Source organism: Comamonas avium (assembly GCF_014836675.1).
Classification (GTDB): Bacteria; Pseudomonadota; Gammaproteobacteria; order Burkholderiales; family Burkholderiaceae_C; genus Comamonas; species Comamonas avium.
This window is the reverse complement of sequence record NZ_JACSQK010000006.1, coordinates 280,172-296,733: the sequence shown is the minus strand read 5'-3', so window position 1 is coordinate 296,733 and position 16,562 is coordinate 280,172. Positions and strand designations below refer to the sequence as shown.

Annotated in this window: 16 protein-coding genes; 11 read left to right on the top strand and 5 right to left on the bottom strand. The window is 53.6% G+C overall.

The window, feature by feature from the left end:
• The first annotated feature begins 56 nt into the window (after positions 1 to 56).
• Positions 57 to 941, top strand: a complete 885-nt coding sequence (locus tag H9646_RS13830) for an ABC transporter permease (protein WP_191723945.1) — start codon at positions 57 to 59, stop codon at positions 939 to 941.
• A 28-nt stretch (positions 942 to 969) separates the two neighbouring features.
• The gene (locus H9646_RS13825) at positions 970 to 1,764 is read left to right on the top strand and encodes an ABC transporter ATP-binding protein (protein ID WP_191723944.1); all 795 of its coding nucleotides are present in this window, start codon (positions 970 to 972) and stop codon (positions 1,762 to 1,764) included.
• A 90-nt stretch (positions 1,765 to 1,854) separates the two neighbouring features.
• Here H9646_RS13825 and H9646_RS13820 read toward each other — a convergent pair whose 3' ends face one another.
• Together H9646_RS13820 and H9646_RS13815 are read right to left on the bottom strand one after the other, a co-directional pair.
• The gene (locus H9646_RS13820) at positions 1,855 to 3,315 is read right to left on the bottom strand and encodes a cryptochrome/photolyase family protein (RefSeq protein WP_191723943.1); all 1,461 of its coding nucleotides are present in this window, start codon (positions 3,313 to 3,315) and stop codon (positions 1,855 to 1,857) included.
• Positions 3,316 to 3,657: 342 nt separating this feature from the next.
• Complete coding sequence (locus tag H9646_RS13815; RefSeq protein WP_191723942.1) at positions 3,658 to 4,212, bottom strand: DUF3455 domain-containing protein; 555 nt, start codon at positions 4,210 to 4,212, stop codon at positions 3,658 to 3,660.
• 365 nt (positions 4,213 to 4,577) lie between these two features.
• On the opposite strand from H9646_RS13815, the gene H9646_RS13810 reads away from it, so the two are divergent.
• The 6 genes from H9646_RS13810 (at position 4,578) to H9646_RS13785 (ending at position 9,579) form a co-directional block, all read left to right on the top strand.
• Positions 4,578 to 5,153: an RNA polymerase sigma factor gene (locus H9646_RS13810; protein ID WP_191723941.1), complete on the top strand. Its 576-nt coding sequence runs from the start codon at positions 4,578 to 4,580 to the stop codon at positions 5,151 to 5,153.
• An 18-nt stretch (positions 5,154 to 5,171) separates the two neighbouring features.
• Positions 5,172 to 5,975, top strand: a complete 804-nt coding sequence (locus H9646_RS13805) for an anti-sigma factor (protein ID WP_191723940.1) — start codon at positions 5,172 to 5,174, stop codon at positions 5,973 to 5,975.
• A 371-nt stretch (positions 5,976 to 6,346) separates the two neighbouring features.
• Entirely contained in the window at positions 6,347 to 6,832 is a 486-nt protein-coding gene (locus H9646_RS13800) for a YfiR family protein (protein ID WP_225214201.1), read from the top strand.
• Positions 6,829 to 8,076, top strand: coding sequence for a diguanylate cyclase domain-containing protein (locus H9646_RS13795; protein ID WP_191723938.1), 1,248 nt, complete (start codon positions 6,829 to 6,831; stop codon positions 8,074 to 8,076). The genes H9646_RS13800 and H9646_RS13795 overlap by 4 nt, the downstream gene beginning before the upstream one ends.
• 13 nt (positions 8,077 to 8,089) lie before the next feature.
• Positions 8,090 to 8,587, top strand: a complete 498-nt coding sequence (locus H9646_RS13790) for an OmpA family protein (protein ID WP_191723937.1) — start codon at positions 8,090 to 8,092, stop codon at positions 8,585 to 8,587.
• Between the two features lie 593 nt (positions 8,588 to 9,180).
• Positions 9,181 to 9,579, top strand: coding sequence for a COG4315 family predicted lipoprotein (locus H9646_RS13785; RefSeq protein ID WP_191723936.1), 399 nt, complete (start codon positions 9,181 to 9,183; stop codon positions 9,577 to 9,579).
• A 544-nt stretch (positions 9,580 to 10,123) separates the two neighbouring features.
• Here H9646_RS13785 and H9646_RS13780 read toward each other — a convergent pair.
• Together H9646_RS13780 and H9646_RS18580 are read right to left on the bottom strand one after the other, a co-directional pair.
• Positions 10,124 to 11,194, bottom strand: coding sequence for a GGDEF domain-containing protein (locus H9646_RS13780; RefSeq protein WP_191723935.1), 1,071 nt, complete (start codon positions 11,192 to 11,194; stop codon positions 10,124 to 10,126).
• Positions 11,195 to 11,444: 250 nt separating this feature from the next.
• Positions 11,445 to 11,570, bottom strand: a complete 126-nt coding sequence (locus tag H9646_RS18580; protein WP_263598954.1) for a hypothetical protein — start codon at positions 11,568 to 11,570, stop codon at positions 11,445 to 11,447.
• 320 nt (positions 11,571 to 11,890) lie between these two features.
• On the opposite strand from H9646_RS18580, the gene H9646_RS13775 reads away from it, so the two are divergent.
• Positions 11,891 to 12,493 (top strand): TetR/AcrR family transcriptional regulator, encoded by a 603-nt coding sequence (locus tag H9646_RS13775; RefSeq protein ID WP_191723934.1) that lies wholly within the window; start codon positions 11,891 to 11,893, stop codon positions 12,491 to 12,493.
• A gap of 73 nt (positions 12,494 to 12,566) precedes the next feature.
• On the top strand, positions 12,567 to 13,724 hold the full coding sequence (locus H9646_RS13770; RefSeq protein ID WP_191723933.1) for an MFS transporter: 1,158 nt from the start codon (positions 12,567 to 12,569) through the stop codon (positions 13,722 to 13,724).
• A gap of 77 nt (positions 13,725 to 13,801) precedes the next feature.
• Here H9646_RS13770 and H9646_RS18575 read toward each other — a convergent pair whose 3' ends face one another.
• Entirely contained in the window at positions 13,802 to 13,924 is a 123-nt protein-coding gene (locus H9646_RS18575) for a hypothetical protein (protein WP_255501862.1), read from the bottom strand.
• Between the two features lie 1,520 nt (positions 13,925 to 15,444).
• Here H9646_RS18575 and H9646_RS13765 point away from each other — a divergent pair.
• Positions 15,445 to 16,002 (top strand): hypothetical protein, encoded by a 558-nt coding sequence (locus tag H9646_RS13765; RefSeq protein ID WP_191723932.1) that lies wholly within the window; start codon positions 15,445 to 15,447, stop codon positions 16,000 to 16,002.
• The last annotated feature ends 560 nt before the right edge of the window (positions 16,003 to 16,562 follow it).

Below are 16,562 nucleotides of genomic sequence, written 5' to 3'. Positions count from 1 at the left end.
ACCAAGGCAGGCGCCAACTTTCTGGCCCTGCCTTTTTTCATTGAAGTTTTTTCACTATGTCTCTGTTTTCACTGCTCGGCGCCGTTGAAATTGGCCTGATCTTTGCCCTGGTCGCGCTGGGTGTGTACATCTCTTTTCGATTGCTGCGTTTTCCCGATCTGACTGTAGATGGCAGCTTTCCCCTGGGTGGCGCTGTGTGTGCCGTCTTGATCTCTACGGGCACCAACCCCTGGGTGGCTACCCTGGCCGCCACGGCTGCAGGCGCTGCCGCCGGCATGGTGACCGGCTGGCTGAACGTCAAGCTCAAAATCATGGACTTGCTGGCCTCCATCTTGATGATGATTGCGCTGTACTCCGTGAACCTGCGCATCATGGGTGGCCCCAACATTCCCCTGATTAACGACCCCACCATCTTCAACATGCTGCAGCCCGAAGGTATGGACGACTACGTCTTCCGCCCTCTGCTCCTGCTCGTCATTGTGATTGCCGCCAAGCTGCTGCTGGACTGGTTCTTCGCCACCGAGCGGGGCCTGGCCATTCGTGCCACGGGCTCTAACGCCCGCATGGCTCGCGCTCAAGGCGTCAATACAGGTGGCATGATTTTGCTGGGCATGGCCGTCTCTAACGGTCTGGTAGGCTTGGCGGGCGCCATGTTTGTGCAGACCCAAGGTGGCTCGGACATCTCCATGGGCATCGGCACCATCGTGATTGGTCTGGCAGCAGTGATCGTGGGTGAGTCCATCTTGCCGTCGCGCAAAATCATCTGGGCCACGCTGGCTGTCGTAATTGGTGCCATCGTCTACCGCTTCTTTATTGCTGCTGCATTGAACAGCGATTTCATCGGCCTCAAAGCACAAGATCTGAACCTGGTCACCGCCGTACTTGTGACCATTGCCCTGGTCATTCCACAGCTCAAGCGCAAGCTGAGCCGCAAGCCTTGATGCGCCCACAGAAGAAAGTTGTGAACCTATGTTGAGCGCACAAAACCTCGAACTCACCTTCAACCCCGGCACCCCGATTGAAACGCGCGCGCTGCGCGGTCTGTCGCTGGAAATTCCTGACGGCCAGTTTGTCACCGTCATTGGCTCCAACGGAGCGGGCAAGTCCACCTTCTTGAATGCGGTCTCTGGCGACCAGAGCGTGGACAAAGGCAGCATCCATATTGCCGATGAAGACATGACCCGACGCCCTGTCTGGGACCGTGCCCACCGCGTGGCCCGTGTTTTTCAAGACCCCATGGCCGGCACTTGCGAAGACCTGAGCATTGAAGAAAACATGGCGCTGGCACACTGCCGTGGCACCTCACGTGGCTTGTCTTTGGCAGTCAAGAACGAGCACCGTGCGCTATACCGCGAGCGCTTGGCTACGCTGGGGCTGGGTCTGGAAAACCGTCTGACCGACCGCATTGGTCTGCTGTCTGGCGGCCAGCGTCAGGCCGTAAGCCTGCTGATGGCTGCACTGCAACCTTCACGTATTTTGCTGCTGGACGAGCACACTGCCGCGCTCGACCCCCGTACCGCAGACTTTGTGCTTCAGCTCACAGCCCGCATTGTCAATGAGAGCAAGCTGACCACCATGATGGTCACGCACTCCATGCGCCAAGCGCTGGACGTGGGCGAGCGCACCGTCATGCTGCACCAGGGCCAGGTGGTGCTGGATGTCTCGGGCGAAGAACGCTCCAAGATGGATGTCACCGATCTGCTGCACATGTTCGAGAAAGTGCGTGGCGAAAAACTGTCGGACGACGCCCTCTTGCTCGGTTGACGACTGACTGGTGCTAGCCACAAAAAATAGCTGCCAGTGCTTGCTTGCCAAGTGTTGGCAGCTATTTTTGTTTTCATTCAGCACAGACCTTCAGTCGGCATCATCACGTAGAAAATGAAATCGCATCAAGGTTCTCTGGCGCGCAGCAGCATGATCGACCACGGGCAATGGGTAGTTTTGCCCCAGCTGTACGCCGCAAGCCTGTAGCTCCAGCGGTTTCATGGCTGCAGGAAAATGAATGTGCTTGTCAGGCACCTTCGCCAGTTCAGGGACATAGCGGCGGATGAAACTGCCATCTGGATCAAACCGCTGGGACTGCGTGACCGGATTGAAAATCCGAAACCATGGCTGTGCATCGCAGCCCGTAGAAGCGGCCCACTGCCAGCCACCGTTGTTGGCCGCCAAATCAAAGTCATTGAGGTGCTGCGCAAAGTGTGCCTCTCCCCTGCGCCAGTCCACTCCCAAGTCTTTGGTGAGAAAGCTGGCCACCACCATGCGCAAACGGTTATGCATATAGCCCGTCTGGTGCAACTGGCGCATGGCCGCATCCACCAGTGGATAGCCTGTTTTTGCCTCACACCATGCCTGCCATAGCTCAGGGGCATCGTCCCACTGCACGCGGTCATAGGCCTGCCGAAATGATTGCCTCACAACACGCGGGTGGTGCCACAAAATCATGAAATAAAAGTCACGCCAAGCCAGCTCTGACAGCCAGGTCTGCGCCCCCTCATCACCTAGCCGAGATTGCTGCTGCGCCAGCGCTGCCACCTGGCGAATGGAGACCGTTCCAAAACGCAAATGCACAGACAGGTACGACACCCCTTTTCGCCCCGGGTAGTCACGTGCTTCATGGTAGAGCGACATGCGCGGAACAAAGTCGCGCAACAGCTGCTGAGCACCTTGCATACCGGTTGGCAGGCGCAGCGCATGCAAGTTGCTGGGGGCAAAGCCCAGTGCTTGCAAGCTGGGTATCTGCTCCACACAAGGAGGTGGCGCCAGATGGTGCGCATACCGTTCAACGGGATAAGGCTTGAGCTGAAAAGCATCCAACTTCTGCAACCATGCCCGCTTGTAAGGCGTGAACACACTGTAAGGCTGGCCCTGCTGCGTCATCACCTCCTCTTGCTCCAGCAGCACCTGGTCTTTGTAGGCACTCAATGCAATGCCTGCTGCCTGCAAAACTTGAGCAGCACGTTGGTCACGTGCAATGGCCTGAGGCTCATAGTCGCGATTGACCAGTACTTCTTGCACACCCAGTTTTTGTGCAAGTTGCACAATGCAATCTACCGCTGGGCCATGCAGCACGATCAAGCCACTACCGGGTGCGCCGCTGCGTTCTGCCAGCGCCTTCAGCCCGCTATCGAGCTCCAGTACGCTGGCATGAATGAAATCCACACGTCGATCCTGCCTGCTGGGCAGTGCATCCAAAATATCTGTGTCAAAGACAAAAGCACAATACACCCGGTCAAAACGGCGCAGTGCGTGGTACAGCGCAGCGTGGTCATCACAACGCAAATCGCGCCGCAGCCACACCAGAGCACTAGAGGTCATGGTTGGTTTTTCGTTAGTGATTATTTGCTGGATGGCGAATGCTTCAGCCCTCTGCAACAGCGGCAGTCACATGCTCCAACGATTGAAGCACAGCTTGAATGCACCGCCGTGCTCACGGCGTTTGAGCACCGCATTCTGACGGCATCAACGACACAACGTTCCGCATGGGAAGTGCCAGAACCAGCCAAAGACAATGCGGGGCTAACCCCGCATTGTTATTTGAATATTTCGCTACTCAGAAGCAAAAATTGACAGCCATGGCTTGCTTTAACGGCTGCGAAAAGCGGCCCTGCACCAGGCTGCGCTGGAACATGCAGCCTTGCGTTGCCGCTATTGAGAACATCAGCTGGCTTTCCAGAATATGTAATCTGCTTGGTACGGCACGATTTGCTTGCTACCCATGTTGCCAGCATTGCATGCCATGGCTGGCGCAATACCTCCGCGCGTATTCACTCGCTGAATATAGGTCACGCCCTGCATCGCCCCCATGCCCGTGGCTGGGTTGGCCTTGACTAACTGCACAGGAATATCCCCCATGCCGGCGGGCGCTACCGCCACCTGCGTTGCGGTGACTTTGGAGCCATCGTTATTTTCCCATGTGGCAGGAGGACCCCAATACCGGCCAATGACGGCGCCACTGCGTGTCTGCAACTTGGCCTCAGGCCCCACAAACACCCACTCATGCGCCCCCGCCATGTCTTTTTTAGCGCGACATTCATAAGTGATTTGCCCCACACCCACTGTCTCCATCACTACCTTGTGCCCCCCCGGAACTTGCACGGCAGCAGGCAGATTTGCCTGGGAGTACATCGAATGCCCACCCATGCTCGAACACGCTGACAAACCCACAGCCAGAACACAGAGCGCAGACACCCGAAGGATCAACGGATATTTCATGAAGGTCTCCTTTAAAAATCCAAAAAGACAGAACTCACAAAACGCAACGCGCTGAAGTGACAAAGTGGCACTTACGCCAGGCGCCAAGCTACAAGGAATTTGTAAGCAGAGGCCATGCCATGCGATGAATCCGTGTGAGTCTGCAGCGGCATCAGATTACCTACCGGCACTGACACTATGAATACGCAGCTGGCAGGCAACTGGATGCAATTATTTTTTTGCATGTACTTCAGCTACGTCATGCATCTGAAAGGCGGGAAGCTGCGTACATGGAGATAGGCCAACTACGCAAGACAAAACCATGTGACTTGGCAGCAATCCAACAATTGATCCAACCAAGAACGCTTCTCATCACAATGGCATGCATGAGCCCCCAAACACCAGATCACACGCTGATAGCACTTCTGGACCGCGTTGCGGCCCAGGATGAGGCGGCACTCAAGCACTTATACGATCAAACCGCTTCACGGCTGTATGGTCTGGCTCTGCGCATTGTTGGCAACCGTGAGTGGGCAGAGGATGTGCTGCAGGAAAGCTTTCTGGGAATATGGCGCAATGCAGGTGATTACCGCAGCTCCCTCAGTCCTCCGCTGGCATGGATGGGCTTGCTGGTACGCAGCCGGTCTCTGGATTTTTTGCGCCGCCGCCGTGCCGAACGCTTGCATGCGAATCTCCCACTGGAGGACACTGACTCGCTTTCTGATCACCCTGATGCCAAGAGCCCCATGCAACTGGTGGAGGCCAGCGAACAAGCGGCAGCGCTTCACCAGTGCATGCAGCGCCTGGAACAAGAACAACGCCAGGTAGTGAGCTTGGCGTACCTGCGTGATCTGAGCCACAGCGAGTTGGCAACGCACCTGAAGCTCCCCCTGGGAACTGTCAAATCGTGGATACGTCGCAGCCTGGAGCAACTGCGCAAATGCATGAGCCGCCATGTTTGAGCAGTACGAGGTACAGCCATGAACTTAATGAACAACCCCGAGCTGCTGGACCGCCTTGCCTCAGCCTATGCACTGGGCACACTGCGCGCAGGAGCCCGCAGCCGCTTTGAGCACCTGGCACGTGAGCATTCGCCAGTGCGTGCCGCAGCCCTGCTGTGGCAAGGCCGCTGGGCAGCCTTGTCAGAAATGCAAGCACCTGTGCAGCCAGATGCCAGCGTCTGGATTCGAATCAACAACCTGCTTGAAGCTGAAAAATCTGCTGCCGTGCAAAACCGGCCACAAATAGCCAGCAGAAAAAACCCAGCGGCACACGCACTGGCCTGGTGGCGCAACGCTGCACTGGCTGGGGGCTTGGCTACTGTAGCTGCCACAGCAGTAGGATTGTGGACACACCAAGCACTCAAACACACCGCACAACAGCAATTGTCCAGCCTGCAAACACAGCTGCAAACTACACAAGCCGCATTAGAGGCTGCGCCACAGATTCAGTACGTGGCAGTGCTGGCAGACGCAAAAGCCGGGCCATCCATGCTCGTCACCTTCGACGCCAATCACAGCCAGTTAGTACTCCAGCGTGTGGGGGCGGTGCAAGAAGCTGCGAACCAGTCCCTTCAGCTATGGGCTTTGCCGCAAAAGGGAGCACCACGATCACTGGGAGTGCTAGGTCGCGGGGAGGTTGAACAACTCACCGCCCACGAAGCTGAAGTACAGGCCGTGCCCACACTGGCCATCAGCCTGGAGCCCAAGGGTGGGGTGCCCAGTGAAACCGGCCCTACTGGGCCTGTGCTGTTTACTGGAGCACTCATTCGCCGCCAACTGTGATCAGCAGCAAGAAACAACGCAGTTCCAGCCATTTATGACTTGGTATTGTTTTACTCCTTTGCTCAATCACTTGGGCTAGCTAACATCGACGTTATGTAGATGGCACAAGTCTTGATGCGCTGCAAGCAACCCCAGATCCAGTACTTTAGGAGCCTCGATTTGCATTGCCACCAATGCCGAGGTAGTTTCAACCCAATGAAGGGCTGTCCAAACAATAAACATTGCCCGGCCATGTGATTCATCGACTGCTGGCTCTCTGACTTCAGGCACGCTTCGCTCTCAGTCACTCCAGAACAACCTTGGCACTAACGCCCATGTATTTTTTGCGCAAGATTTTTTCAGTCTTACTTCTTCTACTTTCTGGGTTGATCTTGCCTGCAACTGCGTGTGCGCAAGACATCGCAACGGATGAGCGTTCTCAAGGTGTCGCACAGGCTGTCTTTGGCATCGTCAGCTACACACGCTGGCCTGCTGACCCTCCCAGCATCCGGTTGTGTGTGCTGGGGCCCACAGAATACGCCGACGAAGTCCTCAAGGGAGCCCAGCTTGCTGGTGAACGCAAAGTCGTGGTTCGACGAATGAGGCTGGATGATCCCGAGCTTGCGACCAGCTGCGACGGCATTTATGTAGGTACGGTGCCTGAAGGTGCCTGGAAACAACTGGCAGCTCGCTTTACAGGGCAACCCGTGCTCTCCATTAGCGAGCAGCAAGAACCCTGCTCAATTGGAGGCATGTTCTGCTTAAGCGTGCGTCCAGGCAATGTGTCTTTTGAAGTGAATCTCGACTCTGTGGCCCGAAGCGGCGTACGCGTGAATCCACGGGTACTACAACTGGCCAGACGCAAGGGCAAGCCATGAGTGCTGACCTTGATAGAGCGAACGCCCCGACCTTGGGGGGGGTTGTACGCCGCGCACACCGACGCATGGCCTGGGCATCTGTTGCCATGGCTGGCTGTCTTGTGCTGCTAGCGGGGGTCATAGCATTGCGGATGTACATCGACAACAACCTTCGCCTCGTTGCGCGCTCACTGGCCTATACCGTTGAAGCCGCCGTAGTGTTTCGAGACGCAGACGAAATCGATCAAACACTCGGCAGCATGCTGCAAGGCGAAGGCATTGCATTTGCTCGTATCCGCGATGCAAAAGGCCAGGTACTCGCCCAATGGGGGCATCAGGATCAGGGCCTCATCAGTGAGCTGGGTGAATGGCTGGGTCGACAAATATTAACAACCCCAACGGTCAGTGAAATCCACCACGATCAACATGTCGTGGGCCAAATCGAGCTCAGTGGCGATGGTCGGGGTCTGCTCGGTTTTCTGCTTTCAGCCATTGCAGCACTGCTGGTGTGCATGGCAGCAAGTGGTGCGATGGGGACATGGTTGTCTCGACGAATGCTGCGTGAAATAGTTACGCCTTTGCATTCACTGGCAGAAGTAGCCAAAGCCGCGCGCTACGAACGCGATCTGGCATTGCGCGTGCAACCTGCTCGTATTCTTGAACTGCGAGAACTTGGCAATGACTTCAATACGCTGCTCGATGAGCTGCAGGATCGGCAAACCCAGCTTCAGCACAAGAACACAGCACTGGCGCATGAAGCAAGCCATGACAGTCTGACAGGACTGCCGAACCGGGCACATTTCGAGCACCGCCTACAAACTGCGCTGGCCCAAGGTCAGCACGAAAACTGCACTTTTGCCGTCTTGTTCCTGGATAACGACCACTTCAAGCAAGTCAATGACACCTATGGGCATGAGGCAGGCGATGCATTGCTGATTGAGGTGGCGCATCGAATACGTTCTCAGTTGCGTGCATCAGATGTTGTCGCAAGACTGGGAGGTGATGAATTTGCCGTCCTTCTGACTCCCATTCTGGGCAATGACGAAGCCACACAAATCGCTGACAACATTCTCAAGGCCATGCGCCCCCCACTTCCACTGCAAAGCAGCGGGTTCCTGCAACCCTCGGTAAGTATCGGCATCGCCGTCTATCCTGTGCACGGACAGGACATGTCAACGCTATTGCGTTCAGCAGATACCGCCATGTACCGCGCCAAAGCACAGCGACGTGGATCACAGCATTTGGCCATCGGCAGCACAACGTAAAAAGGAAACCAAGATGAAGAAACTACTGCAGGCATTCGTTCGTTGCACCCCTTTGGCGATAGCTCTTTTTTTAAGTGCATGCCAGTCTCCACCCGCCGCAACGGGGCTGTCATCCCAGCAAGTCAATGTTCTACGTGAATACGGTTTCGAGCAAACCGACGAAGGCTGGGAGCTCCAAATGCCTGGAAAATTGTTGTTCGACTTCAATGTTGACAAGCTGTCTGGCGAGCAGAAAACCAATGTGGAAAAAATGGCCCGCTCACTCCATAGCGTAGGCATCAACCATCTTCGCGTAGAAGGTCATACCGACGATGTGGGAGCCGATGCATACAACGAACAACTGTCCCTGCGCCGTGCTCAGGCAGTTGCTCAGGTATTGGTCAATGCCGGCATCCCCCAAGCCAACATTTCGGTACAGGGCTACGGCAATAGCAAACCACTTCCAGCAAGCAACGCCAGCGCGGTGCGCAAGGAAAATCGAAGAGTTGCCGTCATCGTCCCTGTTCAATAAGCGCGTTTTAAAAGAGACGACCCCAAAATTATTGTTCCTCGATGAACAAGCGCCTAGAGATGATCCATATGTCTATCTATGGCGTTTCATCAAAAAAGCGCCACAGTCTTAACGACTACAGCGCTTTTTATTCTCAGATCCAAGCACACAGCAAAGCTGCCTAATCGCAGTCAGCACCCGCAGATCTTGCTGTCCACAAAGCCCCGCGATTGCTTCAGCCAACTAGGGGGTTGCACTTTCAGTGCGCTCACCACGCCTGCTGCGCTGCGTCTTAGCAGCAGACTTTAGTACAGGCCGTATTTGTTCAAAAAATACAGTGCCGCCAGGATGCCAATGATGGCAAGAATGGTCATTGTCCGGTTCATGCTGACCTCTCTTTGGAAAGTGCCCATCTATCCTAGCACTTGGCACTTGCTGGCTAAAAGGGTCAACGTTCAAGCAACCCGCGCACCATACCCATCCCACATGGCAAGGGGTACTGCCCGCTGACCCCAAAATCTCATACTCCCTTACGTAAATGCAGGATGCACTGACTGAAAAATCATCTACACCTGAGCCCACCTAGCTTGGTGCTGATCTTTAAGGAGTATTCCATGAGACTTTTAGCTTCCATCACTTTAGTGGCTGCCATAGGGTTGACGGCCTGCAGCACTGCGCCCGCCAGCAAACCGCCCATGGCGCAGGCCTCACCAGCCACAGTCATGAACGGCAAGCTCGTTGGACCCAACCAGATGACCCTCTACGTCTTTGACCGAGATACGGCTGGCAGTGGCAAAAGCGTATGCAATGGCGGGTGTGCCACCAACTGGCCACCATTGATGGCTCCTGCTGGAGCAGCACCCATTGGCAACTGGAGCGTTATCACGCGTGACGACGGCAACAAGCAATGGGCCTACCAAGGCAAACCTCTTTACTACTGGGTCAAAGACAGCAAACCCGGAGACATCACTGGGGATGGTGTCGGCAACGTCTGGCGTGTCGCCAAGCCGTAATCGTGATTAGCAAAGGCTGAACCTGATACCGTGGGCGACGTGCTGAGTCACAAGCTGGGCATCAGCACTAAGCGCTACTGCTACGAACTACAAAAATTCTGTTGCGTTGTAGGCAGAAAAATCTGCACAGCAACCCAAAGAAAAGCCGCGTAAAAGCAGCTGAACCGCTCAACTCAGAGTAAAAAACAGCCCCGCGTATTGCTACAAGGGGCTGTAATCTTTGATGGGCCCAGCAAGATTCGAGCTCGCGAACAACGGATTAAAAGCCCGCATCACAATCAAGCACCCATGCGGGTTTGCATCGTTGAGTGGGAATATTTCAAGTTTTAGATCCAAAGCCACATGCGCCCTCTAGGAACTTATTGCCACAAGAGCTGCCGCCCTTGTCAGCCCCATCACAGGCACCTTTGACGGCAACACAAGCACCGCTTGCGGCACACAGCCAAGTCTGTGCAAAGTCAGGCTGCAAGGCACTGATGCAGCTGAACGCAAACAGCGCTAAAGCAAGCGGGCAAACCAAGCTCTCTGGGCTGAATCAAATGGATCACGCCGAGACGAGCTGGCCTGCTGGCTCATCGGCAACCGGGGCACTCACCACTTTGTTGCGGCCTGTTTTTTTGGCTAAATACAGCAAGGCATCTGCTTGATTGATCGCTGATTGCAGTTGCTGCGCCGATTCAATCACCACTACGCCAAAGCTGGCGGTCAGCTTTTGGCCCATAGCAAGCCGCACCTCGGCAAACTGCTCACGCATGCGCTCTGCCGCCACACAGGCACATTGCAGGCTGTCGCAATTGAGCAGCACAACGAACTCTTCTCCTCCCAGCCTCACAACAAGGTCCGTATGCCGAGTATTGCGCAACAGCACCTTGGCCACAGACCTGAGCACCTCATCACCCGCAGCATGCCCCAAGGTGTCATTGATCTGCTTGAAGTGGTCCACATCGCAGATCAGCAAGGCCCACAAGCCATTTCTGGAGCGCTGAATGCGCACCGGTGCCTGTTCAAAAAAAGCACGCCGATTCAAAAGATGGGTCAACGAATCAAGGTCACGCTCTTTCTTCAGCGTAAGCAAAACTTCCCTGAAGGTCACCACCAGCAAGACACCAATGAACCAAAGGCTCAACAGCAAATTGGCCGCCAGCATCAGCAGCCACATTGGTGACTGCGTAAGCTCCACCGATGGCCCCTGTTCAATAGCTATAGCTATGACGAGTGGCCGAATCAACGAATAGGCCACAAAGCACAAGTACGAGCCTCGCAATATGCGTTCAAACAAGTCCGCGGACTTTTGGCCTCTGTACACAGCCGCTACACCCAGGAGCACCAGCAATGCCATTGCAATGTTGAGTATCAGCATTCTCACGTGGAGATCGTCAACCACCTGAGAAAAGTAATACAGCCCCACTAAAGCTACCAAGCTGATCAGTAGCGCAATTTTCGGATAGGCACTGCCCCCCGATCTCTGTGCCATCCCCTGTGCAATGGCCCACAGGCCAAACAGGTAAAAGCACCCTAACACCACAGAAGTCTGAGCCAACTGCTGGTTGGTCTGCATACTCTGCACCGCAATGGCAAACGCTGGCAAGATGTAAGCAGCGGCCAGCCAGATCAAATACTTGTGCCTTCTCAATACAGCCCAGCAACCGACCAAAGCAGCTCCCAATAAGACGCCGCACAAAGGTACGACGAGAGCGAAATACTGATTGGCTTGCAATGAGGCTCCGAAGTGAGAAAAAAGTAGTCTGAACGAAGTACTCTGCAGTCTGTTCACTGCAAGTTGGCTCAATTTTTAAGCGAGTTTATTATTAAAAGCCCCCTGCCAGCTTGCACCGGCAGGGGGCTTGCATTGAGCGCCAGCCGTTTTAGAACGGCACGCGCAGGCCCAGTCGCAGGCTGCCCACGTAGGCACTGCTCTGGTCAATGTTGGTGGTGTACTCCACCCCCAGCTCAACACCGCTGCGCAGCAGCAGGCGGCCACCCAGGCCCACGGTCCAGCGGCCTGTGTCAATGACGCTCTACCAACGGAAGCCAGCTCTGACAACATCAACACTGTGGATGTGTACTCAATGGCGACCATCAGCTTCGTGCACTGATACGTGTGGCGCTGGCATGGAGTGGCAAAAGCTATGACCTGAGAAACCCAAAGCTCCTCACCCAGAAATCCGCCACAGGTCGTAATGAGCCTTGAAACCATCCTTCATCAGGGCAAGTACGATTTGAGTAAAAGCTCAGGCCTGAATTTGACTGATCGTTCAAAAAACAACTACAATACATGATTTGACCAAAGTCAAACCCCTGTCAATTCTTAATGAATACTGAAAAAACCAATCAACCTGGCCGCCCAAGACAGTTTGATGATGAAGGGGTTATTGATGCCGCCGTGGCGGTTTTTAGCGTCAATGGCTATGCCGGCACCTCAGCCCAGAATTTATGCGAAAGCACAGGATTAGGCAGAGGCAGTTTGTACAACGCTTTTGGTAGCAAGCAGGCCTTATACGAACAAGCTTTGCTGCGCAGCCACGAGCAAACTATGTCGGCGCAATTAGGAATTCTCAGGCAGTGCGGATTAGTAAAGGATCGGTTGCGATCTCTTTTACTATGGGGAATTTCGGAAGATCTCTCTCAATCGGAACAGCATGCCGCCATGGTTTTGTTTTCTGCATTGGAGATGGGCAGCAAAGATCAGGCAGTTGCCAGCCTGAATCTGGAATATCGACAGCGCTTAGAAAAAACACTATTTACAGTGTTCACCGAAGGCCAAAAAAATGGCGAACTAAGCACCAAAGCCTCTGCCACAGTGATGGCCAGGGGGTTTTTGGCTGGCTATTACGGTTTGCGCGTGCTAAGTAAAAATATTTCAGACAGAGATACTCTTGAAGATGTCGTCAATGGCATCTTGATTAATTTCTAAAAATATTTCAATCGAAATTTTTTATTAAATATTTTTGTAACGATCGTTAAAATAAAAAGGATGTGGTACGGGTATGCCGTTAGCAGTGTATATTTTGGGGCTGGCAATTTTTTCAATTGGCACAGCAGAGTTAATGGTGGCCGGCATGACGTCTACTTTATCTGAGGCCTTCGGCATCACAGTGGGTGAGGTGGGGCATTTAATATCATATTATGCATTTGGTGTAATGCTAGGTGGTCCAGTATTAACCTACTTTTTTTTAAAGTTTAAGGTACCATATCGCAAAGTATTGCTTTTACTATTAACTTTATATGTCGTCGCACAAGGCTTAAGTGCCTTTGTCTCTAGCTATTCGGTTTTAGTTTTTATTCGTATTTTTACTGGTGTTCTGTGCGCTGGCTGCTTAAGTCTTTCGCTGGCAACAAGCATGGCAATGGTTTCACCCGAAAAACGTCCTCGTGCAGCATCAGTAGTTATTGGTGGCTTCATGATATCCAACGTGTTTGGCGTACCACTTGCAACCATCATTGACCAACGCTGGGGCTGGCAAATAACTTTTGGTTTAGTTGCTGTTTTGGTTTTTATCTGTCTACTTGCTTTAAAACGTCTATTACCAACCATCACCAGTAGTGGTGGGGAATTAAAGATGGAAGATGAGTTAAAAGCTTTTAAAAACGCAGCCTACTGGAAAGCATGTTTGACCAGTTGCCTTATCCTCGGCGCCAGTTTTGCTGCATTTAGTTATTTCGTACCAGTCCTGGTTGATGTAACTGGGTTCAGCATGAAAGATATACCATTTATTCTTATGATTTTTGGTTTATCCAATATCGTGGGAAATATTATAACTGGGCGCTTAGCACATGCACATAGCTTAGCAATTATGGTAGTTGGTTTAACGATTCTTAGCGCCTCATTGCTAGTTATGGCATTGTTTGCCGAGTACAAATCTATTGCGATTATCTCAATAATATTGATAGGCTTGACCGGCGTTCCCATGAACCCCGCAATGATGGCAAGAATTGTCAGCGTGGCGCATCCTGGCCCAATGGTTAACTCCGTACACACTTCAATTATTAATATTGGTCTTGGTGGTGGCTCCTATCTGGGTGGGGTAGCAATAGTTTCAGGTTATGGCTTGAGTTCTCCAATGTGGATTGGGTTCATACTGGCCATACTAGCGCTGGCCTCAATTACGCCATACTTGCGACGCAATAAGCAGGGATGGGATTAAAAGTTAATGCAGCCTAGCGTACGAGTGCAAGACTGAATTGCAAACCAAAGCCCGCCTCGTGCGGGCTTTGTTGTGCACTAAATATTTGGCTCATCCACGGGTTCTCCTGGCAGCTCTACTGGCGGTGCATCGCTGGGGGGATCAATTGGCTCAGGCTTGGGCTCCTGCTCTTTGCGGGGTTCTTTGTGGTTCAGTTGCATGGCGGCACCTCCTGGGCAAGTTGTAGCCCAAACCCATAGAAGCATCTGTCAGATGCAACCACTACGCTCAACTTGATGCATATTTTTAATGCGTCCTTGGCAGTACCAACGGCGAAAGACCTAAGGCAAGCAATCCGCTCCACAGCGTGCGGCAAGGTGGCAAGGTGGCAAGGTGGCAAGGTGGCAAGGTGGCAAGGTGGCAAGGTGGCAAGGTGGCAAGGTGGCAAAGTGCTCCCGCTCTGGGCACCACGGCATTGACTGGACGCTTGCCCCTCGGCTTTTCACAAGCTGCTTTCGGTGCGGCTCCATAAGGCCTCCCGTCAAGCTAGGGACTCCGCGCAGCGTCCCGCCATCTCCTGTTGCCAAAGTGCTTACACGATCAAAGGCTGAGGCAAACCGGGTTGCCAACAACAGTGAAGCCCACAGCGCAAGTAGCATTGCCCTCTGCACGACAGTAGAGAGAAAGTCCAAGCGCCTTTGCGCAAGGGGTTGCGGAACTGCGTAGCAGTTCAGTCAGAAAGGCAAGCCGGCGGCTTTATAGCGCTTCACCCCTGCCAACAAAGCCAGATCCACGCGGACAGCATTTGGTTCGAACCTCAACCCACTGACCTCCTCACTCAAGCCTGCTCACTGACAGTGTTTACTTGCTTGTGCAATGGTGGTTGCTATGTCTTGCACCGACACGTTTTTCAAAGGTGATGACATGTTCAACACTCCGGTTCGTGGGCACCACCAGCCTGCAAAGATCTACAACCGGCCTGCCTTACCCCTGCCCCCCGCATGCATTGAAAAAAGCCACAGGGATTGAGAACAGGCGGCAGTTCTTTCCCAGGCAACTGGAATGGGCCAAAACGCAGCGCACTTTCCCGCTGCCAACAGACTTTACACAGCCACCCAGCGAAGAAAGTACAAAAACCTGATTGAACTTTTGCCAATCGGCTCTATCTATCAACAGCAAGCGCAAGCTTTACAAGTTTCAAGCCGGGCTACGGGCACCTCCTCCCTCCCTCTTATGCAATCCCATAGCACGCCGCAAGGCACCGGCCTTTTATTCCAAACCCACCATCTGGTGGGTTTTTTTTCGCCTAAGGAATTGAAATAGCAGCCAGAAAGCTGCTGGCGGGCAACATCACTCACCCACCTCCACCTCGGCGCAGCAGTAAGCACCTCTCAGTTTTACATTTTTTTGTTTCAGTTTGATACAAAATGGTCGATAAACTGAAAGTAACTGGATAAGCACAAGGAGACATCAATGAGGCTATGCATCATCAAAGTGGCAGGGGCGTACTACACGGCTCTGTTCCCCAGCACTTTCGCTGCGCTGGAAGATGCCATGAAACGTTTCCCCAGAGCCGCAGCCATTAGCGTTCAGGCTGCTCGGCACTAAGCACACGCCAAGCTACTAACTCAGCCCCGACACCCTAAGCCCGCCACTGTGCGGGCTTTTTTGCGCCCATACACAGAAGCCACGTCATGCACCGGGTTCCCCACGTTTGACTCTTGCAGCAGCAAACAAGCACATGCGCTTAACCAGCCACACCGTCAAAGAGCCCCAAGCTTACGCCCTGCCCCCGGACGGGAACCGCCACGTGGCATGTCCGACATCACTTTTTGAATGTTTGATTTCTTTGATTTCTGCCCCCAGAAATAAAACAAACAGGGGGGATTTTTTTGCGCATGCGGTACAGGGCGGTCTAGAGGAGCAAGCCCTACAGACTTTGGCCCCCGCCTGCGTCTTTCCGGTAATGGCAATGCTGCTCATCTATGATGAAGTTCAGCGAACCACGGAGGATGCAATGCACTACGCAATATTCGACACTGGCCCTGGACTTCTGCAGTGGATGGATGAAGCCAACGGCCCAAAGGCCGCAATCAAAGCTTTGTACGCAGAAAACTCCGAGTTTGTGAAAAGCGATCAGGATGCCAGCGAACCGTTCATCACCGTCTATGCACTCCAAGAAGCGGAGGTCGCAAAGATTGATGGCTTACTCACTAAAGGCGAGCACATCTTTCAAGACTTCAAGGATGAGGGCCTAGAGTTCAGCCTGGCTCAAATACGCCAGATCATTAGCTCATAAGCCCTACATCGCCTCTTCGCGCTGCTTGTTTCGTGCGTGGTGAGTAGCGAGATAACGGCTGCCAATTGCTTCGGCGCCAGAACAACTTCTGCTCACCGTGGTGTGGAATCTTGTGGTCGACCATTGTGCCGACCTCTACCCTAGCTTCTGCATCGCACATCACGCACAGTGGATGCTCATGAAGAAAGTCTAGCCCGGCTTGCTGCCACTTGTAGCCGTAGCTACGCTGGGTGCTGGTCATTCCCTCTGTGCGCCAACTTCCAGCCTGCATCGTTGGCACGCGCCTGGTTTCAAGCACCAGCAATCTAGGCTTAAGTGTTGGCAGCCTTGCCGGATGAGTTGCCATGACTGGGCCGTAAATGGAAAAACCACCATAAGGTGGCTAAGCATTGAGATTGGTGGCTGCTTTTATGTTGAAAGTCCGACAAGCGGTAGGTTACCCCTTACGGCGATGTACCCCTTCAACGCACAACGCACCGCGCATACCCAAGATAAGGTGGAACCATCCCAGGATTTGACCTGGCTACTAGGAGTTCACATGCCCATTTTGCTCTGGCTAC